Here is a 24,998-nt window from a genome sequence, read left to right as displayed (position 1 = left end):
TGCTGTTACAACTATATGTGTCTATGCACCCGGACCACACTCTAAACAGTGTTTAATTATGTCTGGGCCAAATTTCAATTTTGCATTGACGTTACGCAATGCTGTTCGGACTCCCTCTTCGATCACTGGATGATAGTATGGCATATCGAGCATCTGTGGTACGGTCATCTTGTTCTGAATAGCCCACGCAAGTAAATGGGCGATGTGCTCTGCCGCAGGTCCTACAAACTCGGCACCTAAAAATAGGCCGGTCCCCTGCTCTGCATAGACCCGCATATGGCCTTTATTTTTCAACATAACGCGGCTTCGGCCTTGGTTTTCAAAGCTGACTTCACCTATTTCGTAACATCCACACTCGCCGTAATTAGCAGTAAGTTGTGCATAGTTATCACCTACCATTCCTATTTGTGGGTCGCTAAATACTGCCGCAATTGGTGTACGTCTTAAACCGTTACGTATATCTGGATAACGCCCAGCGTTAACACCTGCAATCGTACCTTGATCGGCTGCTTCGTGTAACAGTGGGATTTGATCGCTTGCATCTCCGGCGATGAATATATGGCTACTTCCACATTGCATGGTATGCGGATCTGCTAGGGGCACGCCATGATCTTCTAATTCTAAAGATGTATTTTCAAGGCCTAGTAAATCTACATTGGGTACTCTACCCGTTGCCGCTAGCACATAGTCAAATTGCTCCGTTTGCGCTTGGTCTTGTCTATCTATATAAGTGAGTTGTGCTTTGTTATTGACTACTTTCATATCCGATACTTTAGCATCAGTATCTACGTAGAACTCTTCTGCAAACACTGTGTTTGCATAGTCTCGGATCACGGGATCAGTAAGCGGGCCTATATTTCCACCAACTCCAAATAGCTTCACTTTTACGCCTAGTCTATGAAGTGCTTGGCCGAGTTCTAAGCCTATAACACCGGGTCCAAATACTGCGACTGACTCAGGTAAGTCCTGCCAATCAAAAACGTCATCATTAATGATAAGTCGGTCGCCAAAAGCTAAAAAAGGCTTCGGGATATTGGGTCGGGAGCCTGTAGCAACAACAAAGCGTTTTGCAGTGATCACTGTGTGGTCGTCAATTTGAACACGCTGATCATCTAAGAATTTGGCATGTCCAATAATCCGATCTTCAGCGGGTAACTCTTCGACTGCGTCCACAACAAAGCCAACAAATCTATCTCTTTCACTACGTACTCGTGCCATCACGGCTCGGCCGTCAATTTTGGCAGGCTCGCTCATTACACCAAATTGCGGGGCTTGTTCTATGTTGTGGGCAGCTTCCGCTGCAGCTATTAACAGTTTACTTGGCATACAACCAACACGTGCGCAAGTTGTCCCATACTTACCTGATTCAATCATCAGCACATTGGGTGTAAATTGCTTAGCATTCCGATAAGCACTAAGGCCAGCTGTACCTGCACCAATCACAACGACATCTGTTTCAAGCTGTTTCATTATTACCTCACTAAAGATTGGAAAAGTAGTATTCAGGGGCTGTCATGCCCCTTTACAGTGCTGGTTGTTAGTTATTTTCAAAATAGGCTGTTAAGTCATCTGAGCCGCCAATATGTGCTCCGCCAATAAATACTTGAGGCACAGTTTCACGACCGGACAAAGCTTTTAGGCTGGTTAAGCTCGCCTGTTGACCAAGCACTAGCTCTTCGTACGCTAAACCCTTTTCACTGAGCAATGCCTTTGCTTTAGCACAGAATGGACAACCTGGCTTTGTGATAATTGAAACTGGCTCAGGTTTTTTTTGTTCAGGGTTAATATATTCAAGCATGGTGTCTGCATCAGATACTTCAAATGGGTCGCCCGGCAAATCAGGTTCGATGAACATTTTTTCGATTACGCCATTTTTAACAAGCATAGAGTATCTCCAGCTACGCTTACCGAAGCCAAGGTCGCTTTTATCGACTAGCATGCCCATACCATCTGTAAACTCACCATTGCCATCAGGAATAAGAGTGACATTGTCAGCTTCTTGGTCTTTTGCCCAAGCATTCATTACAAAAGTGTCGTTTACTGACATACATACAATGTCGTCTACGCCATTTTGTTTAAATACATTTGCCAGTTCATTATATCTAGGCAAGTGGGTTGAAGAACATGTTGGCGTGAACGCACCAGGTAGTGAAAAGACAATAACAGTTTTGCCTTTGAATAATTCATCTGATGTAATTTGCTGAAACTCTTCACCTACACGAACAGGAAAAGTGACAGTTGGAACGTTTTGGCCTTCAATATTATTTAGCATTTTATATTCTCCTCGAAAGTTGATGGAGCTATTATGTCGTCGGATTGGTGATTTGTATATTTGATTGAATTAATCAGACCAATCAAAAAAAATGATTGGTTGGTGCCGGTCAAATCAAAGCATATTCAAAATATAGACGTTAAATGACAAATTGATTAGCCGTGCCTAACGTTGACAAGCAGTCAACGTCGTTCTGCGGGCCTGAATTACAGGCAATAGAGATGATAAAAATTAGTTTGGCGGCCTGTGAGCGAGTTATGATTTTATAGGTAAGGTAAATTGAATGATGATGCCACCCAACTCACTGTGTTTGGCTTCAATGCTGCCTTGGTGTAATTCGATGATTTTTTCACAGATGGACAAACCAAGACCAGAACCTCCTAGGTCTCGACTGCGAGACTTGTCACAGCGATACAAGCGATCAAACAGCTTGCCAAGTGCTTCTGTGCTTACGCCCGGTGCACTGTCTTCGAAGTGACAAACCACAGTTTGCTGCTGCTGGAAAACACTGATTTTAATCTCTCCAGGCTGGTCTGTATAGTGTACGCTGTTTCTCGCTAGGTTATTGAAAACTTGATTTAATCGACTCGTGTCACAGTCAATGTGTAAGGAGTCAGGTAACTGGTTGACATATACGACATTGATATCAGAGTTGTCCAAAATAGGCGCTATGGCAACGGCAAGGTCATCGAACAGTGAACGTGCTTGGCAAGTTTCAAACTCAAGGCGTAAGTTATTGGTATCTGCTTGGGCTAATTCGTAAATATCTGCAATCAGCGTATTGAGCATATCTAACCTACGTTGTAACACCTGATAGGTGGTTTTTGGGTCTTCGGTTAGGTTGTATTCCAGCGCTTCAATATTCAGCTTTAAAACTGTTAAAGGTGTGCGCAATTCATGGGATACATCAGCAAGTAGCTGTTGCTTGAGGCTTAAACTTTGACTCAGTAACTCAGCTTCTTTTTCCATTACTCGACGACGTTTCAAGTGATATAGGTAAAACAGCAATATAAAGTTAATCAATACAATAATTGCGGCAGCAAGAACAACTGTACGTGTTTTTGTATCTTCTTGTTGTTTGGCAAGCCCTGCTTGCAACTCGTTGACTTCAAGTCGCTTTAGACCTATTTCGCTGTTGAGTTTTTTGGCTTCCAAGCGAGTGGAAATGGCGATTTTATCAATCTGTGTTTTCATTGTGAAAGCACGTTCTTGATAAGACAACGCTTGTTCAAACTCGCCCAGATACTTATGCGCAACAGCAAGGCTCTGCAGTATTTGCAAGTTAACTTCATTGTTAGTCGTATCGTGTAGCTTTAGCAGCAACTCGATAGCTTCTTTGGGCCGAACATGTGCCAATGCTTGACCTAGATATACTTGATATCTTTTGAATACGCTCACGTTGTCTTGCTCATTTAATTGTGCAAGCGACTGTGTTATCAATTTTATTGCCTTGGTATAGTTGTTATCAGCCAGTGCAATTTGGCCCTTTATGGCATTTGTCTTAGCTATGTTCTTGGCATTTTCAACTTGTTCGAAAAGCGTGCTTGCTTCATTGATAGCTTTGCGGGCAGCGGCCAGATCTTTGAGGGCAATGTATTGCTCTGCAATGTGCAGTTTTGCGACACCCATATAGTTTTTGTCATCAAGTTTGGTGTCGATATCGTAGGCTTTATTTAATGCGTCGATTGCTGCTGGGTGATCAAATAGCTTTTCGTAGATACGTGCGAGGCTGTAATAGGTTGATGAAATGTGTGTCAAACTGACATTAGGTTGCCCTGTTTGAAACTCTAGTTGTTGATTTAATACATCCAGTGCTTTGTCGAATTGATTAAAGTCACGATATATACGCGCCTCTGTGCTTAGGGCGGCGCTAAATAAATGTACGTTATTAATACGGTTGGCTTTATCTTTTGCCTGAAACACGTGAGATAAGGCTTGGAAATAATCTCGTTGCTCAGATAAAACATTGGCGAGCATTCGATGAGTATGGCTTTGCATGCGCACGTCTTTGGTTTGGGAAAACTGAGATATCGCTTGTTCAAAGTGATACTTAGCGTCCTTACTATTTCCCACAAGGACGGCTAGGTCCCCTGCTACCCAGTGGTATTTCCCAAGAAAAACGGTATTGGGAAATTGCGCCAAATGAGCCGAAAACTCTTCGAGGCGGGCTGCTGCTTTTGAAAATTGATTGGTTCTGACAAAGTGAAGTGCGCTGCGGTGCAGTACATAGGTGCGCTGTTCTGCTGTTAAATTGGGATCTGCAAGTAATGTATACGCCTGTTCAAGCAATGCATGTCTATCTTTCCTGCCTTTGGCTTCTGCTTGAGACTTATATTGCTCAAAGTGCTCCGATGATTGTGTATCAAAGCTGGCAATTGAAAGAGAAAATAAACACGTAGATATAAGAAGCTTAAACACCGTGATCCCATAGGACTAAAAAGCAAAAGAGCTATATTATGAGAACTTGAAGAGTGGGGATATAGGTAATTATTATTAACAACGCGTAATTGATATGCATTTTTTGCATGCTTTTGGCACCTTTTGCATAAGCACTCATATCAATTTATTGGACTGTTGTTTCGATATAAGAATTTTTTATATTGTCAGTGAGCTGTATGCTTCTTATACGAGCATACAGCTAGCACAGCTGTCTAGATAGGTATTGGCTCAACCATTGCTATTGATATTGTGCACTTGCTTTACATTGGAAATTTTTACTTCACCAGCACCATCTTCTTTAATATCCAATTGGTGAGCATCGCGTACTTCGATATCGCCTGAGTCGTCTTCAATAACAACTTGGCCCTGTGTTCGGGCTACTGAAATATCACCCGATCCATCAATGATGTTTACATCTCCTGCAATATTGGCTACTCGAATATCACCAGAGTCATCATTTAGGTCAACCGATAAGCCACCGTTGATCTCAATTTCACCTGAGCCATCGTTTACCGTAATGGCACCCACAACATCACTAAGCGTGATATCACCTGAATTATCTTCAATTTTTACAGACTTGCCACCACGTATTTCAATTTTACCGGAACCATCTTTTAATTGTATTGCGCCAAGAATATTGTGAAGAGTGATATCGCCTGAGTCATCCTCAATTTCTACGGATTTTCCTGAATCGATGGCAATGTCGCCTGATTGGTCTTCAATTCGGATGTTACCAAGTACGTTCGAAATTGAAATACTGCCTGAGTCATCATCAATCTCAATTTGGCCTCGGATTTTGGTTAACTCAATGTGACCTGAGTTATCATCGATTGTCACAGCCTCAACATTAGAAATCGAGATATGGCCCGAGTCATCTTGTACATTGACGAGGAAATGTTCAGGTACAGTGACTTCGATGTCGATTTTTGGGCTGTGCTCTGTATACCAAAACACTTTTATCTTAGCGTCATGTTTGGCAATCAGTTTTGCAGCATCACCCTGTTTATCCAAAGATAACGTGTAGCTTCTATCAGATGTAGTGAAAATATTGGCTGTTAATGAAATGGATGTCGCGCTTTTAACACCCTTAACTACAATATTTCCCGCATTGTTATCAATGGCTATGCGGCTTAATTTATGAGCAGGGAGTGAAAGCGTTTGGGTTTGCTGTACTAAATCGTCATGCGCATTGCCGCTAACATGCACAACACAACCGCTGAGTAGCAAACCGGCCACGATAGGAGTAATGATTCTTTTCATCTGATGAGTCTTTTAATTGTAAATTGAGCAGTATAGAGAGCAAAGATAGGGCCAGAAATTCAATAATTTTAACTATATGATTTTTAGTGCTTTTTATTTATAAAGTAATGACTAAATTGTATTTTTGACCACTTTTTAGTTTTTAATTTAACAAATTCGCCAATTTGATGTCATGACATTGTCAATATGTGCGAGTAGCTTTGGGTAAGAGCTGCAGACAAAAGAGGTTGAGAATGTTGCAAGACATGCCCGTTTCACCGCCCTTAGCACAGCCCTTTGATACACAGAGTTTTCCAGATACTGCATTATTTTTAGGAGTGGGTGACGCAAGCTCTGCAGAGCTGGGGAATTCTGCTTGTGTGTTGCAATGTCGCTCAGTGCCTTGGCTGCTAATAGACTGTGGCCACGATACATTATGTCGATATGAAAAGGCATTTCCAGATAGCTTGCCAAGCGCTGTTTTTATCACTCACTTACATTACGACCATATTGGTGGTTTAGAGCAACTATATTTTAAGGCAGCCATTTCTGAGCACAAAGTCAGACTATATGTGCCAGTATTTTTAGTGCAGCAGCTGTGTGCGATGCTCAGATACACAAAGTTAGCAGAAGCCAAAGTCGACGTATGGCATACCTTTGTTTTACACCCGGTGTCTGAATCTTTTTGGCATCTGGGGGTTAAGCTCTGGACCTACCCTGTTCGCCACCACGCGCCAAACTCTGCTTTTGCACTGCATATACCTAGCATTGTATTCTATTCAGGAGACACTCGTCCTATTCCAGAGTTATTAACGCATGTCAGTTCTGACGGCGAAGTCATCTTGCATGATTGTGCTGTAAAAGGTAATCCCAGTCATAGCGGGATAGAAGATTTAATACGAGAGTACTCTTACTCACAGCTTAACAGGTTGTGGGCTTATCATTACCACAGTGAGCAGGATAGAAATGCCTTTGTGCAAGCAGGGTTAAAATATGCCAGAGCAATGCAGCCTATTCAGTTGACTAAACATAGCCAAAATCTGCCTATCTAACTAAGGCGACTTTTTGGACGTTTTGAGTTGTTTTGTACCCATTTCCCGCGATAAATCGCATTTTAATAACATTTAAACTATTTTCCGTTATACTTGCGTCAAATTAGATTACACTGAATTGTTTACATGAGCGACGGCCTTTAATTTTATCGGGGCTGGAATACCACAGAGCTCGACTCATGACTTGTTGTGATAATAATGTATGCAGCCAATAATGGTGTATTCGCAAAGTTTGCGAGCGACAAAATAACAATGTAAAAGGGACCCTATGCAGCTAGTAGAGCTAACGTCTGATGATCCTAACGTACAAGATTTATTTTCAGAAATAGATCGCTTAATGAATACCCTTTATCCAATCGCGAGCGATCAGTCGCTGGCACTTGCGGAGTTAAACCAGCCTAATGTTCGAGCGGTGGGTTTGAAAAATGAATCAGAGATTGTGGCATGTGGTGCCATTGTCAAACAGTTTGATAAAACTTTATATGGTGAAATAAAGCGTTTGTATGTTAAACCAAGCTTTCGTGGTAAAGGCTTGTCAAAACGTATTATGCAGATCCTTTTACACTATGCTGGCGATGCTCAAATCCCCTTGATCCGTCTGGAAACTGGGGTGAAACAAGAAGAGTCAATTAAGTTATATGAATCACTTGGGTTTGAAAGGTGTGAGCGATTTGGTTTATACAGGGACAACCCGCTCAGTGTATTCATGTCTTTGTCACTACAGCCTGATTAATTTTCAGTTTTAAAGTTAATCGATTTAAAAAAAGGGTTTTGGGTTAAGGATGTGAGCGTTAATATTGAGTCCATCTCAATAAGGACCTCTTGTCCGTCCTGCTCTATAAGTAGGCATTGTGTTCGCTGGCTATTGTACACGATGTCTTTCGCCATACCCTGATACATTTTACTGGGTGTGGTGACATTGAGTATAAAGTGCTTCATACATGCTACTTCAATGAGATCTGTCTCTTCACAGCGCATTTTCCTTCCCTTTAGACCGATGAATTGTATCGTTAAATTTTATCATAGTTGAAGCGTCCTGCTTGAGTAAAAATATTGGTCGTCGCACTGGATTTGGATGTTACTGTAAAGGGGTTAGACAAGTGGCTAAAAATTGTCTAATTTTGAAGTTCGACACTTAATCCAAGCGTGCTGATAGGGATATAAGATGAGAATTTTGGTGGTTGATGACATGACGTCTATGCGTCATGTGATGATTAATATGCTTAGAAAGCTAGGCTTTGATGATATTGACGAAGCAATCGATGGAAAACAAGCGCTGACGTTGTTGGGTAGACGCAGATATCAGCTGGTTGTCTCAGATCTTAATATGCCACATGTCGACGGATTAACATTGTTAAAAACCATTAGGGATACGCCTCAATTGGCAAAAGTACCTGTGCTAATGGTAACTTGCGAAAATAGCAAAGAGCGGGTACAGGAAATATTGCTGAAAAAAGTTGATGGATTTGTCATAAAGCCATTCAATATGGCAACTCTAATACAGCAGCTCAAGCGAATTAAAGTGTTAGATGAGCACGGTCAATTATGTGAATAGTTTGAAAAGTGTCAACGCTATTTAGGACGGGTCAATAGCAATAAAAAGGGCATGTAAATTATGCCCTTTTTATTATTTAAAACCTAACCTTATTTGGTTTCAGGAAAACCACGGTCACGCATCAGGGCGCTTACGTCGGCATCACGGCCACGGAATTTACGATAGGCTTCTGCTGGGTCCATTGCGTTTCTAACCGCAAATAGGTAGTCAACTAAGCGTTTTGCAACATCTTTGTCGTAGAAACCACCTGGTGCATTGGCAAAGGCTTCAGCTGCGTCAGAAGTCAGTACTTCAGCCCATAGGTAGCCATAGTAAGCGGTCGCATAACTTTCACCTGAGAAAACATGACCAAAGTGCGTTGTTCTGTGGCGCATAACAATTTCGCTTGGCATGCCAATCGCTTCAAGTTGCGCTTTCTCAAATGCAACTGGGTCACCGATCTTGTCTGGATCTGTGGTATGGAATTTCATGTCCATAATGGCCGATGCTAGGTACTCTGTAGTGGCAAAACCTTGATTAAAAGTTGAAGACTCTTTGATCTTTTTAACCAAAGATTGTGGCATCGGCTTGCCTGTTTCATGGTGAAGTAAGAACTTATTGATAACTTCTTCTGTTGATAACCAACGTTCTAACAACTGAGATTGAAACTCTGTGTAATCACGTACACCAGAGTTTGAACTAGGGTATTTTACATTTGAAGACAATGCATGCAGAGAGTGACCAAATTCATGGAAATAGGTTTCTGCATCGCTCCAAGAAACTAACGTCGCCTGCCCTTCTGGGCCTTTTACGAAGTTTGAGTTGTTGGTGCTCAGAACGTTTGTCTTGCCATCGATAGATGTGTGGCTGCGGAAAGAAACAGCCCATGCGCCAGAGCGCTTACCTTGACGAGCAAATGGGTCAAGGTACCACAAACCAATGTGCTTGCCAGTCGTTTTGTCAGTTACTTCCCACACTTTGACATCTGGGTGGTAAACAGGTACTGACCCGTCTTGGATAGGTGAGAACTCATAATTAAATAAGCGCCCCGCAACATAGAACATCGCGTCAGTTAATTTGTCTAGCTGTAGGTACTGTTTAATTTCGTTTGAATCTAAGCTGTACTTGGCTTTACGCACTTTTTCAGCATAGAAACGGTAATCCCAAGGCTCGATCTTGATGTTTGCGCCTTCTTTATCCGCAATTGCTTGCATGTCCGCAACTTCTTCTTTCACGCGTGCAATTGCAGCTGGCCACACTTTGTCCATCAGAGCGATGGCATTCTTGGGATTTTTCGCCATGCGGTCTTCTAGTCGCCATTGAGCGTAGTCTTCAAAACCAAGTAGCTCAACGCGTTCACGGCGTAGTTTTAAGATCTCTGAAATAACGGCCTTGTTATTGTGTTCACCAGCGTTGTTACCGCGACTATAGTAATTTTGCCAAACAGCTTTACGCAATTCACGTTCTGTTGAGTAGGTTAAAAACGGATCCATAGAAGAGCGAGTATTGGTGATCGCAAATTTACCCGGCTGGCCTTTTTTCTCAGCAGCACTCGCAGCTGAATCAATAAATGCTTGTGGTAAACCAGATAGCTGATCCTTTGTTAAGAAAGTAGTGTAACCTTCTTCATCGGCAAGGACATTATTACCAAACTTAGTATATAACTTTGATAGCTCGAGGTTAATTTCTGCATAGCGCTCAGCAGCCTGCCCTTCTAATGTTGCACCATGGCGCGCGAAGCTATTGTACTGAGTCCATGTTACTCGTTGCTGTTCAGGTGTTAGGGTTTTATATTCTGCACCCTCATAAACAGCTTTTACACGCTGAAACAGTGCTTTATTTTGGTTACGTTTAGATTCAAATTCAGATAACTTAGCCATTACAACTGCTTGTTGTTCGCGTACTTCTGGCGAAGAGAGATTAGTAATGTACGTGACAAAATAAGCGTAAAGGCGATTTGTGGCGCTACCTGAACGCTCAAGTGCAGCAATGGTATTTTCAAATGTTGGAGCATCTGAGGTATTCACAATAGCTTCAAGCTCCGCTAAGTTTTCGGCAATTGCGATTTCAGCGGCGGGTACCAAGTCTTCGAGTTTCATCTCGCCAAACTGTGGAACACCTTGATAAGGGCCTGTGTATTCTTTCAGCAAATGGTTGTTGTATTGTTTTTTGACTTGTTCAACTTGGGCTGAGTCTTGTGAGCTTGGTGTCGCTGTGCACCCTGCTAGCGCTAAACACACTGCTGCGCTCAAAAATGACATTTTTAATTTCATAGTGTTCTCAGTTTGCTTGGATTGATAATTGTGAGTATTTGAGTTGCAATATTGACCAAAGATTGGTCCCTATATCTTATTCTTATGGAGATACAAGCTTGCTATAACGGGAACATAGTACTGTAATCAGTATAAAGTGCAAATGGGATTGACAGTTAAAGTATTGCAAAATGTGAAATCGATTTTTTGCACTGAGTTTATCGCTTTTAAATTACTATTCATCGAAGTTTGGTGAAATTATTTATTTTTCTATGGTAGAGAGCCGTGAATTTTAAATGTGTTCATAAAACTTTCTCTTGATTGTTGGCTAAAATTGAGCCACTTTAAATTACACATACTGTAAACCCGTGATGAAGTCATGGAAATTGGTATCTTTATATATAACGGTGTTGAAGCGTTGGACTTTTGTGGTCCACTAGAGGTATTTAGCACCGCCTCACGTATCGCAAATCGCCCTATAAACGTCAGTTTGATAGCTCCGAGTAATTCGCCCATCAGAGCGCGCGGGGACTTGTCAATAAACCCTCATTTTTGTATTCACGGTCATCCAAGATTTGATTTGTTAATTGTCGCTGGTGGAAAGTTAGATCGCATGATTAATAATCAAGCAGTATTGGATTGGTTGGCGGAAACCGCAACTCACACACGACACTGTGCCTCAATTTGTAGTGGTGTCTTTTTGTTTGCAAAAGCCGGACTGATCGAAGGGAAAACGGTCACTACTCATTGGGAGCGGGTAGACGAGCTGAGCAAACAATACCCACATTTATTAGTGATTAACGATAAAAGGTTCGTCACAGATCAAAATTTTACTAGCTCAGCAGGTGTTGCATCGGGCATTGACATGAGTCTCGATATGGTAAAAAAGAGGTTTGGTTTCGATGTTGCGCGAAAGACAGCTCACCAGATGGATTATCTATGGGCAGAGCTGTAACAGAAGCGATTTCGTTGAGCACTAAAAATTTTGCCAAAGTTGCTAATATATCTATACTTTTAGCCGATACTTAGTCATTGGCTAAGGCAAGCGGTTAAAGTAATGAGCAAAAAGAATACAGTATATTTGGCACAAAGCCTTGATGGCTTTATTGCAGATCAGCAGGGCAACATAGATTGGTTATCTAAAATAGACAACCCAAACCACAGTGATCTAGGGTTTGGCGCGTTTATGGCGGATATAGATGCAATTGTGATGGGAAGGAATACATTTGATCAGGTGATGAAGTACGGTCAATGGCCTTATGATAAGCCGGTTTTTGTGCTCAGCAAGTCTCTAAAACAGCTGCCCCAGCAAAGTAAAGGTAAGGCCTATCTTGTATGTGCGAGTGAGCGTGAGGTTATTGCTCAGCTTCATCAATTGGGCCATGACAGGCTGTATATTGATGGCGGCAAGTTGGTACAAAACTTTTTGAGCCAAGGGCTAATTGATGAAGCGATTGTTATAACAGTACCGGTGGTGTTAGGAAAGGGACTAAAGTGGTTACCAGAGCAACCACTCAATTGTAAAATAAGTTTATTGGCAACGTCGGTTCTATTGGGAGAATTGGTGCAGTCGCATTATCAAATAGAATCGAGGTAGCGCTGTAAAGGGGGTTGACAATTAGCCCCATACAACACCATTTCGTATTCAAATTCATCTTCAAAGCAGATATTAAATCCTAGGTGCCGATAGAGCCGAATAGCTGGGTTGCCTTTAAGAACAGTTAAATATGCAGGTGTATGAGCATGTTGGGTGAGGAGGCAGCGCAATATGGCGGTGCCAAACCCTTGATTTTGATGTTGGGGAGCAATTTGCAATTGCATAATTTCGAGGCGTTCATCGCTTGCATGGTATTTTAAGCATCCGACTTTATCTCTGTTAATAAACACGATTTTTGAACCTTGGAAGTGTTCTTCTAAGCGGCTGATATGTGCTTCATGGCACAGGAATATGCCTTGTCGTTCTAAGTGCTCTGTCATTGTTTTTTTTCTCAATGACAGGAGGTATGGCTTATCTGACTCGGTAGCGGGCTGAAGTGTTATTTTCATGTGCTCATCCTAGCTATCTGTATATTGGAATGCGTAATGTGAGACTACTGAAACAACTCAATGGCGACATTAACATGGCTACGTGACAAAAAAGGTATGCTGATAAACATAAGTAGATGATGTTGTTATGACCAAAAGTTTGTTAGGTGAAGTCGCATGATAGTGTAAAGGTGTGGGGCAATTACATGAAAATTGAGCTGTTTGACTATGAGCCAACTTGGCTAGATAAGTTTGAAATTGAAAGAATAAAATTTCGAGATAGGTTGCGTGGTAATCGCGCACTTGCCGATCCGTATGCGCAATTGAAGCTGTCTTTGGCTCAGAATAATCGCGACAATAGAGAAGCATTCACACGTGAAAAGTGGCCATTTATTCAAAATGTATTAGAGCTGTGAAAAGCCTACTGAGACTATGAGAGGTTAAGGCAAGTAAAAGACTTGCCCAGCTATCTAAATTTATCATCAGCACTCTATCGTGTAACAAAGCCCCCATTAATCAATAGCGTTTGCCCAGTTGTCCACTGCGATTTAGGGGAGGCGATAAATTCCACAATAGGAACGATGTCTTCTACCTTTCCCAATCTGCCTGCGACACTGGCTGTGTTTAGAAAGGCCACAGAGTCTGGGTCTTCTTGCTGATGAAAAAAATCAGTATCGATGGGACCAGGACAAATCATGTTTACGGTGATCCCCCTTGCACCAACTTCTTTCGCGAGCGCTTTAGTAAATTGTTCTAACGGCGCTTTTGAGCCTGCATACAGTGCATAATTACCAGTAAACGCATCCAAAAGAGAGGTTCCGATATTAATCACTCTGCCATTGTCTTCGAGGTATTGCGCCGCTTGTTGCATAACGAAAAAAGCGCCTTTGCAGTTTATGTTAAATAATCGATTAAAGTCGTCTTCGGTATAGTCGATAAAGGCTTTCTTAGAGATTTGGCCCGCATTATTTATAACAATGTCGACCTTTCCATATGCTTCTTTTGTCTGTGTGAAAAGATTTATAACATGAGATTGCTGAGTGAGATCCCCTTGGATCACGAGTGCTCTTTGTCCCATTTCTGTGACTTTTTGTGCTGTTTTTTCAGCTTCTATAAAAGAGCTGTCACTGTGATAATGAATGACAATATCACAGCCTTGTTTAGCAAGATTTAAGGCAAAAGCCTGCCCCATATTTTTTGCGCCACCCGTTATTACGACAACTTTATCTTTCAAACCTGTACTCATAATACATTCCTTTTCATACTTATAGTCATATTAACTATAGCTGCTTTACGCTGTGTCTATTATTTTCATTGATGTTAGACTTATCCTTGTCATAATCGTCGATTTACATTGAGAGCCTAGAATGCAAACAGTGAGTATCTTTGTGGATGTACAAAACATCTATTACACCACACGAAGTGCCTATAAACGCAACTTTGATTACAATCGTTTTTGGGCTGAGGTGACGGATAATCGTCAAGTAGTAAATGCATATGCTTACGCGATTGATAGAGGCGATGAGAAGCAACGTCAGTTTCAAAACATTCTTAGGGCAATTGGATTTGAGGTGAAATTAAAGCCTTTTATTCAGCGTGCCGATGGCTCGGCAAAAGGTGACTGGGATGTTGGAATTACGATAGATGTGTTGGAGGCTGCCAAACAGTCAGATATTGTGGTGTTAGCATCAGGAGATGGTGACTTCGATATATTACTCAATACCGTGCGAGACAAATACCAAGCTGAGGCTCATGTGTATGGTGTCCCATCACTTACAGCTGCTAGTTTAATGAATGCAGCATCCCGATTTATACCTATTGAAGACACTTTGCTACTATAGAATTGAGCGACATTACCTGTGTTTGAAAGCAAGAGGAGTGTTTGCTCCGCTTGCATTTGCACGCTCACTGAATATTTATTAGGTGGTTAAGCGCCGCTTTAGGGTGCTACAAGACTGCCCTTTTAAATAGCCACCAAGCAGGCGTTGTATTTTTTGTTTCAACCATATAGGCCCATGATCTGTCATATCATTGTGCCTAGATTCTGGAACTTCTATCACACAGCCTGGATATGTTTTGAGTTCTCTGCTTGAGTATAAGACACCTTCATCTGCGGGGAAATCGCTCGCTCGAATAGACAGTACCGAAACGTTTATGTTGCGAGGAAGCGGTACGCGCCTATGATCTAATGTTACCAAGCCAGAAATATAACTTTTGCCTTGATTTATTAATAACGCAGATAAGTCTCCTCCATTGGAATGACCCACGAGCAATAAATTATCGAAGTCATACTGTGGATAGCTAGGCGCTAACTTTGTGCGGACAAACTCAATCGTTTTGGCGCCACGTAGCCAATTTTCTTGGCGTGTTTGAAACAAGTTACCTGATACAGATAGCGGTGGATCGGTTTTCAGTTCATGCCTAATTGCGACGGAAAAGTAGCCAAGATTGGTTAAGGTTTCACTTAAAAATTGGTAATCTTGGTGAGGGACGCCGTAGCCTGCGCTAATGAATGCCACGGGGCATGGTTTTTTTGCATGGCAATGACTGTTTGTTTTAGGCGATTGTATCTCAATGGGCACAGCTCTATTGCGTTCTTTATCATGCAATACGCTGAGTGGTTGTTCCGACGCATTGGCATTGGCCGCAATTGTTATTAAAAGTGCTAAAACTGTTCTTTTCATCGTACTACATTCCCTTAGATATTGTGCGGCGCGAGTATACGCCGCCTTCAATAAATAGTAAACGCATGAAAAAACAGGTTTTGTAGCTATCAATAAGAATTATAGAAACGAACGACTCTGTCGCTTAGATAGCACCAAATTTACCCGCATGGTAATCCCTAACAGCTTGTTTAAGCTCTTCTTGAGTATTCATTACAAATGGACCCATGTGTGCAATGCGCTCGTTAATAGGTTGGCCTGCTAATAATAAAAGTCCCACTTCTTGGTTTCCACTTTCTATATGAATTGGCGCTTGAGGGTCTATGTTAAGCAAGTAGCCGGATTGATGGCGGCTATCTTTCAAAGCGCCTGTATGAATGTAGAGCAATACTTTTCCGTAGTGGGACAAATCGAGGTGCATGGCGCTGTGTGCTTGCAGCCAGATATCGCTAATTGCGCCAGCACCAGCCAACTCATCTAGGCCAGAAGAAATAGTCTGCTGCGATTCAGTCCAACTGCCAGCAAGTGCGGTGAGTTGTGCGCCGCTTTGATTGATGATAGAAGGCAATACACGGTCACTTGAATCTTGATATTTGGGTGTGTTCATCTTGTCTTTTGCGGGCATGTTTAACCAGATTTGAAAGCCGTGCATACCATGTTGTGCATCGGCCAACGGCATTTCTGAGTGAATGACGCCTCGGCCAGTGCTCATCCATTGAACTTGCCCTGCTTGAATCGCTTTTTTATTACCCATCTGATCTTGATGCTCAAATCCGCCTTTGCGTATGTACGTAAAAGTCTCAATCCCCCTGTGAGGATGGGCAGGAAAGCCGCCTATATAGTCTTGCGAATTGCTTGATTTAAGTTCGTCTATCATCAAAAACGGATCTAGACTTTTCCCGTCGAAACCGGCGATACGCTGTATTTTGACTCCTGCGCCGTCTTGCGTTGAGTGTGATCTTGTTACATTTAAAATCTTCATAGTTACCTCGCTTATGTGCGCCAATGAAGCTACTTTATGTTGCTATCTATACGAATAAAATTGACAAAAAGCGAAGAGAACATTCTGTAAAAAAGAATAAATGCAGAATTACAGTGTAATTACAATGATTTACTGTGGGTCTAAGCTCTGGCTGTGTAGCATGACTTGTCGCTCAGCTTGTGCGATGAGTTTTGCTAACTCTCCTGACTGTTTCATTTCAATTAGTTTGTTGTTTACCAAAGGAACAAGGTGTTGCTGAGACTCATGAATGTAGTGAAACAAATCTAGTACTGCGAGGTTCTGGCTAGAGATCACATTATCAATACCCAATTTTTCTAAGTGTATTAAGCCATCCATTCGGTTCGTGAGCGCGACATCAGCTAAGCCTTTGGAAACCAGCTTAAGTATTTGAGCGGTGGTATCCATATCCTCAACATGCTTCATACCTTGAGTGATGTTGTTGGTATGCTTCACCCCCCTGACTTTGACAATATGGTGCTTTTGTAAGTCTTTTGCTGTTTTGATGTCTATTTGACTATCTTTGCGAACAAATGCCGCTGTTTCTAGGTAGTAATATGGAGTCGGTACTCGAATTGTTGTCGGAGTTTCTATTCCATAGCTAAATATTCGCATGATCTCCCCATTGGATAACCCTGTCTTGGCTCTGAATTGAGCTCGTTTCCCCGGAAGTGGCGTGATGGTTATTTTGATATTCAATTGTTTATAAACTTCGGTTAGAACAATACGGCCGACCTCTTGTTCTATTAAGTAGTTGATCGATACAAAGTGATATGTTTCAGCGTAAAGGGGCCTAGTTAAAACTAAAAAAAATGCGACTAGCAAATACTTCATTGATGAGCAAAGGCTTAATAAAACAAAACTAATCAAAGTATAGCGCACACGAAAAGTAATTAAAGTGTCTGTATATCTAGTAGGGAGAGTAGGCTGACTTTGATATACTCAAGGTGTTCCTCAAGCGATATTTTTTAACTAGAGATCAATGTATTGATCCAAAATGCAGGGAGCAAAGTACCTGTATTGTGCGCACGTAGACGTAGGTTTGATTGGTATAGAAATATGACAGATAAAAGTAAAAAGGTTCCTTCTTCTCGAATTTCTAGGTTGGCTCATTTAGGTGGGCTGGCAGGAAAAGTGGCATCTAATGTTGTAATTTCCGGAGCTAGACAAGTGCTCAGTGGTCAAACCGTAACTAAAAAGGAGTTGTTATTACAACCAAAAAATATCCACGCTGTTGCCGATAAATTGGCTCATTTGAGAGGAGCCGCAATGAAACTCGGGCAGCTATTGTCAATGGACTCAGGGGATCTTTTGCCAAAAGAACTGGCGTTGTTATTAGAAAAGCTCAGAGCAGACGCACAACCAATGCCACATAAACAGCTTATCGGTTTACTCAAGCTTAATTGGGGTTCAAATTGGCTTGATAAATTTAGTCACTTTGAACTTAGAAGTTTTGCACGAGCATCGATTGGTCAAGTTCATGAAGCAACCACTGAATCAGGTCAAAAACTGGCGTTAAAAATTCAATATCCGGGTGTCGCAAATAGCATTGATAGTGATGTTGACAACGTAGCCATGCTAATCAAAATATCAGGCCTTATGCCCAAACAGGTGGCCATCGATCCGCTGATCGCAGAAGCAAAGCAGCAATTACTAGTGGAAACTGATTATTTAATAGAAGGTGATCGCCTTCAGGCGTTTAAAGCGGGTTTACAACCCTATGCACAATTTAAGGTGCCGGAATATTTCCCACAATATTCAACAGAGCATATATTGGCGATGGAGTTTGTATCTGGTCAGTCACTAGACTCACAGGTACACGCCTTGCCTGCCGTGCGCAATAAAATTGCCAGTGACTTAATACAATTGTTCTTTATTGAAATGTTTGAACTGGGCGCAATCCAAAGTGACCCGAATTTAGCGAATTATTTGTATGATGAAGCACAAGAGCAAATAGTGCTGCTCGACTTTGGGGCTTCTCGATGTATTCGTCATGAATTAGCTGTAGGGTATTGGTTATTGCTTAAAGCTGGTTTAGAGCATGACAGAGACATGATGACTAAAGCCGTGCAGTCGATAGGTTATTTTGGCGAACAGATTGAAGACGACTACCGAGATATTGTATTGGATTTATTTTTTATGGCCACGGAGCCATTGCGGGCCGAACAACCTTATGACTTTGCAAAAAGCGATATTGCTCAGCGGATCCGAGACATGGGCATGGCATTAAGCTCGAGGGAAGGGCAGTGGCATACTCCCCCTGTCGATGCTTTATTTATTCATCGTAAATTGGCTGGGCTATATTTAATTGCAGCAAGGCTAAACGCTAAAGTAGGTGTGAGAGAGCTATTTAGTGGCTTTAAAAAGCCTGACTGTTTGGGGCTATAAAAAGTCATCGTCCTTGAAAAATAATGCTTATAGCATATTTCCATCCCATAAGTTACTTATATACAGCATATGCTATGGTTTGAAAATTACCGTTATAGAGTGTGATAATAAGTAAAAAAGTGTAAGTGAGCACTGACTCATTGCGGTATTTGCACTATGTGGCAACCGTACTAGTTGGCAATGTGCAGCACTTTACCGATTGTGGGTATCTGACAGAAGTTGTAATTCCTGATTTACTGTCCATACTTCTTCCATAATTTCATTCCACACTGTGTTCTTTGTAGTTAGGAAAGGTACCCCGAGGTATTCAATGAGAACAATTACTTATGGGTTAGCGCTGGCTGCTTTGGTGAGCCTAAAGTTGTCAGCGGCGGAGCTTGTCGACGTTGTGGCTCAAGTGCCTAGTATACAAACTGAGATCCGCTACTTTACAGCTGATAACTTTGTTGGCAAAAAAATTGATGGTTATTTGGCGCCCAAATGTTTACTGAGTAAAGAAGCGGTGAAAGCAGTGACAAAGGCACAGTATGCACTCAATGAGTTTGGGTTGGGGTTGAAAGTTTTTGACTGTTATCGACCACAAATGGCTGTGGATCACTTCGTACGCTGGGCAAAAGATCTTGAAGATACTAAGAATAAAGCGAAATACTATCCAGAAGTACCTAAAAACGAATTATTCAAACGGGGTTATATCGCGGCGCGATCAGGACACTCTCGAGGCAGTACACTAGATGTTACTTTAGTTGATTTAGTGACCGGCGTTGAACTTGATATGGGATCTGGTTGGGACTTCTTTTCAAAAGTATCGTGGCCAAGTTATCAAGGGATCAGTGCTCAGCAACGTGCCAATCGAAAGCTATTGGCTAAAGTTATGCGTAGCGCTGGCTTTATTGGGCTGACTGAAGAGTGGTGGCACTTTACTTTGATTGATGAGCCATATGCAGATCAGTACTTTACGCTACCTGTAAAGTGAGTTTTGGTTGATAGAGCATAGTGAGTGCTGTTTGTAAATAAAAGTAAACATTGATTTGTATGCAAGTTATTGAATTTAATGTGTCAATAGTATTACTTTATTTCATTGTGAAAATTTTGTGATTGATTAAGCTTCTTTAGTGCTTGATTAACTTGATAGCACCATTTAATGTACCTAAATAGCTGATAATTGTTAAAATAGTGATATGTATAAGGGAATAGCTTGCACGATCGCGTTTTTTGTTGGATACCTTCTTTGGGGAGGGCTTAGCAATGTATGTGCAAATGGAATAAAGGAGTACACTCTAAGCACTGCAAATGATTCCTCCAATTCCGGCGTGGAAACCAATTCCACCTCGGCTCAAAGTGATAAAAAGCACTTTGTCATTAATAGAGCTTCTATGAATGCAAGAAAGGCATTATTTGATGAGCATCAATATATTAGCCAGGCATATATTGAGTTTGATATTAGACGCATTAAAAACTTGCAAGCTTCTGATTTGGTTGCATTTTATGTTCCGCAGCAAAAGCGCAGTTACATGATTGTGATAGAAGACATTCAACAGACTAAATTGGGTGGTTTGCGCATAGCAGGTTATTTTTCAGATGATGCACAACGACATATTGCACTTGATTTACAGTTAGATGGGCGCTCTGTGTCGGGGCGTTTACAAACAACTAAAGGAGAGTATTTATTTCGCTCTCATGCGCAATATGGTTGGATTGCTGCGCAATATGAAGGCAAAAAACAATATTTAAAATATCCTGAAGAATTTGCCAAACCCAAAGAGGTTGTTGCTAAAAAGTAACTCGAATCATTTTTTTTACATAGGTCATCGGCGTAAAATACTTATGTGCTGAAGTTAGGTTAAAGTTTATATTTTTCAGCATTTTAATAGTTCTCTCATTAAATCATATCTATAAAACTTCTCAATTAAACTGGAAAAAGAAAAAATATTGTTAATAATTTTGTAATCTGGAGTATTTACTCTTAATGTGACGAAATTATGATGGAAACTTCGATGAGATTACTTGGTTACATTGCTTTAATGGCTAGTTTTTCGGGTGCTGCAAATGCACTGCCTACCTGTCCCAACCTCGCTTGGCTAGAAGCTGAATTTGACGCTCCTACTATGCCTAGGATGAATTACAACAACCGCCTCAATAAGTTAATTACGTGGCTGCCTGAGTTTCATATGGTGCATGATCAGGTTGTCGCCGAAGGTAACTCAGTGGAGGTGACGGCGAAGTTTGACTATGGCGCTATTGCACACAAAGATCTTGAATATGAGACGGTGAAATTTTACATCCGTTCAGAGCAAGATACCCAGTGGCATTTTCTTGCTAATGCCCAAACCAACAGTGATGGCAAGGCGAGCGTAGCTTTACCTGCACTGCAGGCCGGGCAATATCGAATTTTTGCGGGTGTCCCTGCGGATGGCAGCGGCACCCAAGGTTATGTGACTGTTGTTCAGCCAGGCACTCAGGCTGTGCTTTTTGATATTGACGGTACGCTCACTGAGTCGGATGCAGAGCAAATTGGGGATTATACTGGGATTGATAGAGCCGCTCAGAAAGAAGGCGCGTATTCATTAGTGCGCCGTTATTTAGATCTCGGTTATCAACCCATCTATTTGACGGCACGTGTATATTGGTATGCCAAAGGCACTCGCAGCTGGCTACGTTGGACTGGGTTACCTCAAGGCTTTTTAAGAGCATCTTCGAGTAATGAAACCAGCTTATTCCGCACTGCCGAATATAAAATCAATGAAATAAACCAGTTGCAAGGGCAAGGGCTGGATATCGTTCGTGCATATGGCAATGCAAAAACGGATGCTGAAGCATTTATTCGCGCTGGATTAGGTAGCGATAACAGCTTTACAATCGGGGCTGATGCCGGTCATTATGGAACAACCGCCATAGAAAGCAATCACTATTATCATCATATAGAAACGCATGTTAATGACTTTCCAGCTGCGAAATGTGAGTAACCATTACCGCACTGAAAAGCCAGTATGGTCAATTTTTTTGGTATGACTGTGCGTGTTTTATACGGTCTTCTAGGCTAGGGTGGGTGGATAAGTACTCTAGCCATTTTGGTGTGGCTTGAGTCGGTTCCTCTTTGTCGTGTGTTAGAGACTGTAAGCGTTGCAATGCTTGAGTAAAATCGTCATTTGAATGTCCCAAAAGTGCCAGCCTATCTAGTGCAAATTGATCAGCTTCCCATTCCATATCTTGTGAAAACTGCGCGCCCATAACCACATTTCCAGATCCAATTAACAGCTCAACGATCCCTTCCATATCACCAAATATAAAGCTCATAGCAATCGTGCCTGCGAAGGCTTGTGCGGCAAGTCTGATACTGTGTTTTCTTTCAACATGCCCTATTTCGTGGAGGAGTATCGCGCGAATTGCGCTAGGGTTATCTTTTAGCGCTTCAATTAAATCATCGGTAATTACAATTTGACCATGAGGTAGTGCGAATGCATTCGCACCAAAATGCTCAGAGTCGTAAATACTCAGTTGATATTGATCGCCAGGCAAATCTAACGCTTTGAGCGCATCTCTCCAAAGCGTGTGAATTTGTTGCTGGGTGCCAACAGACAGCTCGCTAGGTGATAAGAAGCTCTCTTCAATCACGTACATAGATTGCTGGCCCATTGTATCTACTACCGATTCGGGTACATATTCGACGAGCCAAACTGCGCAAGCCGGCACAACTTTAAATAACAAAGCATATATCAATAATGGCGTTAGTAATAATGCCGACAGGATCACCATGGTATGGCGCTCTAAACTTGCGATACTTGTGGATGTGGCACGTCCGGGCCAAACAAAGTTGGGATCATTGGGCACGAAGCGCTCACCAGATGGCAGTGTGGCTTGCACTGGTACGCCGGGAATTGGCGTAGACAAAGCCAATGCGTCTAACGCACACTGAGCCGCCCGGTTTTCTCCGTAGTGAATATATAATTGACCATTTTCGAGCAGCGCCTCTACATTAAACGCAGTGCTGTTCGAAAATGGATAGAGTAAGCCTGAGACACGCATATTAGGTAAGAGATACATCTATATCAAACAGTGTCGCGGCTTCATCCCCCAGAGACGACTCTGCGCTATCTAGGATGTCAAAGACATTGTCCGCACCTGCCAACATTGTGAGTGCACTGGCGCTGGCTAGTATTTTTGCTTTGCGCACTTTTGCCCAAGGATAAGCCAGCCCAAGCGTAGCTGCAATGGCGAGTATATTGGTCACTTCTACAATGGCAAAATTCGCTGGAGATAAATTAGAATGCAGTTCGGCGACTTGGTCAATTGACGTGCTGTTAAAAATGTGGTTTCTAATCATCGCCTGATAAATGGCTTTTAACAGGTATATACATGCAAAGTAAGCAGGTATCAAAATAAATAGAACTTGTGAAGAGTCCGTAATGTTACCGCCGACTACAAAGATCCCACCCAATACCAGTGGAATGGCAACTAGTGAGCAGAGTAAAGTCGTGACTGCCGCGCTAAAGTATGTGCTAGTAGACAACTTAGTTGAAAATGGCTGATCGCCAAATTGAATATTATTGCACAGGTATTCATCTATCTTTTTCAATGCCCAAGGCATCAATAGATACATTGTGAAGACACTCAAGATTGGGAATAAAACAAAGACTTTAAAAGCACCGCCGTAACTTCCATTGAAGCTAAAACGGATGTTTCTGAAGCGAGTCATTCGCATATTGAATTTGAAACTCTGATTGATGAACCAAGGTGCTAAAAAGGTCAAAGAAATTGCCAAAACTGCACCAACGATAGGGAAGTAATGAATACAAAACATATAGGCAACCAATAGCAGCGCTGCGATAACCCGGCCGGTTAATATTTGCATTGGAGTGGCTAAATACTCAAAGCGATGGCCATCAATACTCGTATTATTGTAAAAATATTGCTTTGTACGCACTGTTGCCCACGCTGAGTATATGCCTAAAGTCGCGACACTCAATAATAGGTTAACAATCCAAATGCCAAAAAAGTCTCGGCTATTGCCTGAAAATCGTACAAGTTTAGGGGTGTGAGGGCCTGACTGAACAGGTGAATTAGCTAAATCCATTAAAAAAATCTCCTTTAAATATGTGTACATAATACACACAACGTACCAAAAAAGGCAACGCTTTGGCGCCGGAGTGATGGTTTTAGTGTGAGTTTATTGTGTTGTAGTTGAAATTCGTTATTTGTTGATTAAGCTGTAAAAATGTTTAAGTGTGGTAGAAAAGTAACTCAGAGGTAGAGGCATGGACAAGGATAATTTTGTAATTAGGACGATGCATAAAAGTGAAGTGGATATTGCCATCAATTGGGCTGCCCAAGAGGGCTGGAATCCCGGTGACTGTGATGCATCGAGCTATTATTCTGCTGATCCAAATGGTTTCTTGATTGGCTTATTAAATAATCAACCTATTGCGGTTATTTCAGCGATTAAATATGGCACAACGTTTGGCTTCATCGGTTTTTACATTGTAAAACCTGAATTTCGTGGGCTGGGCTATGGCTACCAAATTTGGCAAGCGGCGATGACCTATTTGTCAGGATGTAATGTGGGTTTAGATGGGGTCGTTACACAACAAGATAACTACCGCAAGTCAGGGTTTGAACTAGCATATCGCAATATTAGATATGAAGGCGTGTTGGAAACCTCGCATTATATGTGCCAGTCCCAGCCAGACAGTGGCACGATTTGCGAAGTAGATGAAGATCTCATTGAAGATTATGAATCGCAGTTTTTCCCCGCGCAAAGGACGCGCTTTAATCACCAGTGGCGCGCTCAGGCCAATGCGTGCGCATTAAATCTTAAAAAAGGCGATAAAATATGTGGCTATGGCGTGATTCGAGCCTGCCAAACAGGCTATAAAATTGGACCGTTATATGCGGACTGTGCACAAAATGCTAAGGCACTAGTATTGGCGTTGGTCTCAGAGGTCGAAAAAAGCATCGCTGGGCCCGTGACTGTCTTTATTGATATGCCAGAGCAAAACAGTGCAGCAATGGCTGTCGCAGAATCGTTAGGTATGAGTGTTGCCTTTGAAACTGCACGTATGTATACGGGGAAGTTTCCAGACTTGCCAATTGGCCAGACGTTTGGTGTAGCGTCATTTGAAATTGGCTAGCAGGTTACC

The 24,998-nt window shown here is 41.9% G+C and carries 25 protein-coding genes; 12 read left to right on the top strand and 13 right to left on the bottom strand.

All coding sequences use genetic code 11. The features are described from left to right. Positions 1-21: 21 nt before the first annotated feature. The 4 genes from J8M00_RS17065 to J8M00_RS17050 form a co-directional block, all read right to left on the bottom strand. Complete coding sequence (locus J8M00_RS17065; RefSeq protein ID WP_211011737.1) at positions 22-1,470, bottom strand: dihydrolipoyl dehydrogenase; 1,449 nt, start codon at positions 1,468-1,470, stop codon at positions 22-24. A 67-nt stretch (positions 1,471-1,537) separates the two neighbouring features. Beyond that, a complete protein-coding gene (locus J8M00_RS17060) occupies positions 1,538-2,272 on the bottom strand; it encodes a glutathione peroxidase (protein ID WP_211011736.1) in 735 nt (244 codons plus the stop codon). Positions 2,273-2,527: 255 nt separating this feature from the next. Next, entirely contained in the window at positions 2,528-4,690 is a 2,163-nt protein-coding gene (locus tag J8M00_RS17055; RefSeq protein WP_211011735.1) for an ATP-binding protein, read from the bottom strand. 249 nt (positions 4,691-4,939) lie between these two features. Further along, on the bottom strand, positions 4,940-5,971 hold the full coding sequence (locus tag J8M00_RS17050; protein WP_211011734.1) for a DUF4097 family beta strand repeat-containing protein: 1,032 nt from the start codon (positions 5,969-5,971) through the stop codon (positions 4,940-4,942). A gap of 233 nt (positions 5,972-6,204) precedes the next feature. On the opposite strand from J8M00_RS17050, the gene J8M00_RS17045 reads away from it, so the two are divergent. After that, complete coding sequence (locus tag J8M00_RS17045; RefSeq protein WP_211011733.1) at positions 6,205-7,002, top strand: MBL fold metallo-hydrolase; 798 nt, start codon at positions 6,205-6,207, stop codon at positions 7,000-7,002. A gap of 268 nt (positions 7,003-7,270) precedes the next feature. Further along, positions 7,271-7,735, top strand: coding sequence for a GNAT family N-acetyltransferase (locus J8M00_RS17040; protein ID WP_211011732.1), 465 nt, complete (start codon positions 7,271-7,273; stop codon positions 7,733-7,735). Here the strand turns inward: J8M00_RS17040 and J8M00_RS17035 are convergent. After that, complete coding sequence (locus tag J8M00_RS17035; RefSeq protein WP_211011731.1) at positions 7,732-7,980, bottom strand: Rho-binding antiterminator; 249 nt, start codon at positions 7,978-7,980, stop codon at positions 7,732-7,734. The two genes, J8M00_RS17040 and J8M00_RS17035, sit on opposite strands and share 4 nt — an antisense overlap. Positions 7,981-8,167: 187 nt before the next feature. Here J8M00_RS17035 and J8M00_RS17030 point away from each other — a divergent pair, with 187 nt between their 5' ends. Beyond that, on the top strand, positions 8,168-8,557 hold the full coding sequence (locus tag J8M00_RS17030) for a response regulator (RefSeq protein ID WP_211011730.1): 390 nt from the start codon (positions 8,168-8,170) through the stop codon (positions 8,555-8,557). 89 nt (positions 8,558-8,646) lie between these two features. Here J8M00_RS17030 and J8M00_RS17025 read toward each other — a convergent pair whose 3' ends face one another. Next, positions 8,647-10,809 (bottom strand): M3 family metallopeptidase, encoded by a 2,163-nt coding sequence (locus J8M00_RS17025; protein ID WP_211011729.1) that lies wholly within the window; start codon positions 10,807-10,809, stop codon positions 8,647-8,649. Between the two features lie 358 nt (positions 10,810-11,167). Between J8M00_RS17025 and J8M00_RS17020 the strand changes: the two genes are divergently transcribed. Together J8M00_RS17020 and J8M00_RS17015 are read left to right on the top strand one after the other, a co-directional pair. Beyond that, positions 11,168-11,743, top strand: coding sequence for a DJ-1/PfpI family protein (locus tag J8M00_RS17020; RefSeq protein WP_211011728.1), 576 nt, complete (start codon positions 11,168-11,170; stop codon positions 11,741-11,743). Positions 11,744-11,845: 102 nt separating this feature from the next. Beyond that, a complete protein-coding gene (locus tag J8M00_RS17015) occupies positions 11,846-12,385 on the top strand; it encodes a dihydrofolate reductase family protein (RefSeq protein ID WP_211011727.1) in 540 nt (179 codons plus the stop codon). Here the strand turns inward: J8M00_RS17015 and J8M00_RS17010 are convergent. Further along, positions 12,367-12,834 carry a GNAT family N-acetyltransferase gene (locus J8M00_RS17010; protein ID WP_211011726.1) on the bottom strand — a complete coding sequence of 156 codons (468 nt, stop codon included), beginning with the start codon at positions 12,832-12,834 and terminating at the stop codon, positions 12,367-12,369. The genes J8M00_RS17015 and J8M00_RS17010 overlap by 19 nt on opposite strands. 185 nt (positions 12,835-13,019) lie before the next feature. On the opposite strand from J8M00_RS17010, the gene J8M00_RS17005 reads away from it, so the two are divergent. Next, positions 13,020-13,229: a GrpB family protein gene (locus J8M00_RS17005; RefSeq protein ID WP_211011725.1), complete on the top strand. Its 210-nt coding sequence runs from the start codon at positions 13,020-13,022 to the stop codon at positions 13,227-13,229. Positions 13,230-13,303: 74 nt separating this feature from the next. On the opposite strand, the gene J8M00_RS17000 is transcribed toward J8M00_RS17005, so the two are convergent. Further along, positions 13,304-14,059, bottom strand: a complete 756-nt coding sequence (locus J8M00_RS17000) for an SDR family oxidoreductase (protein ID WP_211011724.1) — start codon at positions 14,057-14,059, stop codon at positions 13,304-13,306. A 121-nt stretch (positions 14,060-14,180) separates the two neighbouring features. On the opposite strand from J8M00_RS17000, the gene J8M00_RS16995 reads away from it, so the two are divergent. Then, positions 14,181-14,654 carry an NYN domain-containing protein gene (locus tag J8M00_RS16995; protein WP_211011723.1) on the top strand — a complete coding sequence of 158 codons (474 nt, stop codon included), beginning with the start codon at positions 14,181-14,183 and terminating at the stop codon, positions 14,652-14,654. 78 nt (positions 14,655-14,732) lie between these two features. Here the strand turns inward: J8M00_RS16995 and J8M00_RS16990 are convergent, their stop codons facing one another. From J8M00_RS16990 to J8M00_RS16980, 3 genes are all read right to left on the bottom strand, one after another. Then, positions 14,733-15,497 (bottom strand): alpha/beta hydrolase, encoded by a 765-nt coding sequence (locus J8M00_RS16990; protein WP_211011722.1) that lies wholly within the window; start codon positions 15,495-15,497, stop codon positions 14,733-14,735. A 124-nt stretch (positions 15,498-15,621) separates the two neighbouring features. Next, positions 15,622-16,458, bottom strand: a complete 837-nt coding sequence (locus J8M00_RS16985) for a pirin family protein (protein WP_211011721.1) — start codon at positions 16,456-16,458, stop codon at positions 15,622-15,624. A 129-nt stretch (positions 16,459-16,587) separates the two neighbouring features. After that, positions 16,588-17,310, bottom strand: a complete 723-nt coding sequence (locus J8M00_RS16980) for a substrate-binding periplasmic protein (protein ID WP_211011720.1) — start codon at positions 17,308-17,310, stop codon at positions 16,588-16,590. A 225-nt stretch (positions 17,311-17,535) separates the two neighbouring features. On the opposite strand from J8M00_RS16980, the gene J8M00_RS16975 reads away from it, so the two are divergent. The 4 genes from J8M00_RS16975 to J8M00_RS16960 all read left to right on the top strand — a co-directional run bounded on the left by J8M00_RS16975 (position 17,536) and on the right by J8M00_RS16960 (position 21,827). After that, positions 17,536-18,864, top strand: a complete 1,329-nt coding sequence (locus tag J8M00_RS16975; protein ID WP_211011719.1) for an ABC1 kinase family protein — start codon at positions 17,536-17,538, stop codon at positions 18,862-18,864. Between the two features lie 310 nt (positions 18,865-19,174). Beyond that, positions 19,175-19,837, top strand: a complete 663-nt coding sequence (locus J8M00_RS16970) for a M15 family metallopeptidase (protein WP_211011718.1) — start codon at positions 19,175-19,177, stop codon at positions 19,835-19,837. A gap of 400 nt (positions 19,838-20,237) precedes the next feature. Next, the gene (locus tag J8M00_RS16965; RefSeq protein WP_211011717.1) at positions 20,238-20,645 is read left to right on the top strand and encodes a hypothetical protein; all 408 of its coding nucleotides are present in this window, start codon (positions 20,238-20,240) and stop codon (positions 20,643-20,645) included. Positions 20,646-20,858: 213 nt separating this feature from the next. Beyond that, a complete protein-coding gene (locus J8M00_RS16960) occupies positions 20,859-21,827 on the top strand; it encodes an LNS2 domain-containing protein (protein WP_211011716.1) in 969 nt (322 codons plus the stop codon). 28 nt (positions 21,828-21,855) lie between these two features. On the opposite strand, the gene J8M00_RS16955 is transcribed toward J8M00_RS16960, so the two are convergent. Both J8M00_RS16955 and J8M00_RS16950 read right to left on the bottom strand, forming a co-directional pair. Then, on the bottom strand, positions 21,856-22,905 hold the full coding sequence (locus J8M00_RS16955; protein WP_211011715.1) for a M48 family metallopeptidase: 1,050 nt from the start codon (positions 22,903-22,905) through the stop codon (positions 21,856-21,858). After that, on the bottom strand, positions 22,889-23,935 hold the full coding sequence (locus J8M00_RS16950) for a YjgN family protein (protein ID WP_211011714.1): 1,047 nt from the start codon (positions 23,933-23,935) through the stop codon (positions 22,889-22,891). Before J8M00_RS16950 ends, J8M00_RS16955 begins: the two co-directional genes overlap by 17 nt. Before the next feature lie 181 nt (positions 23,936-24,116). Here J8M00_RS16950 and J8M00_RS16945 point away from each other — a divergent pair, with 181 nt between their 5' ends. Further along, positions 24,117-24,989: a GNAT family N-acetyltransferase gene (locus tag J8M00_RS16945; protein WP_211011713.1), complete on the top strand. Its 873-nt coding sequence runs from the start codon at positions 24,117-24,119 to the stop codon at positions 24,987-24,989. Positions 24,990-24,998: the final 9 nt, after the last annotated feature.

Origin of the sequence: Pseudoalteromonas luteoviolacea (genome assembly GCF_018100925.1) — a bacterium.
Lineage (GTDB): Bacteria > Pseudomonadota > Gammaproteobacteria > Enterobacterales > Alteromonadaceae > Pseudoalteromonas > Pseudoalteromonas obscura.
This window is presented reverse-complemented; position numbering and strand designations above follow the sequence as displayed.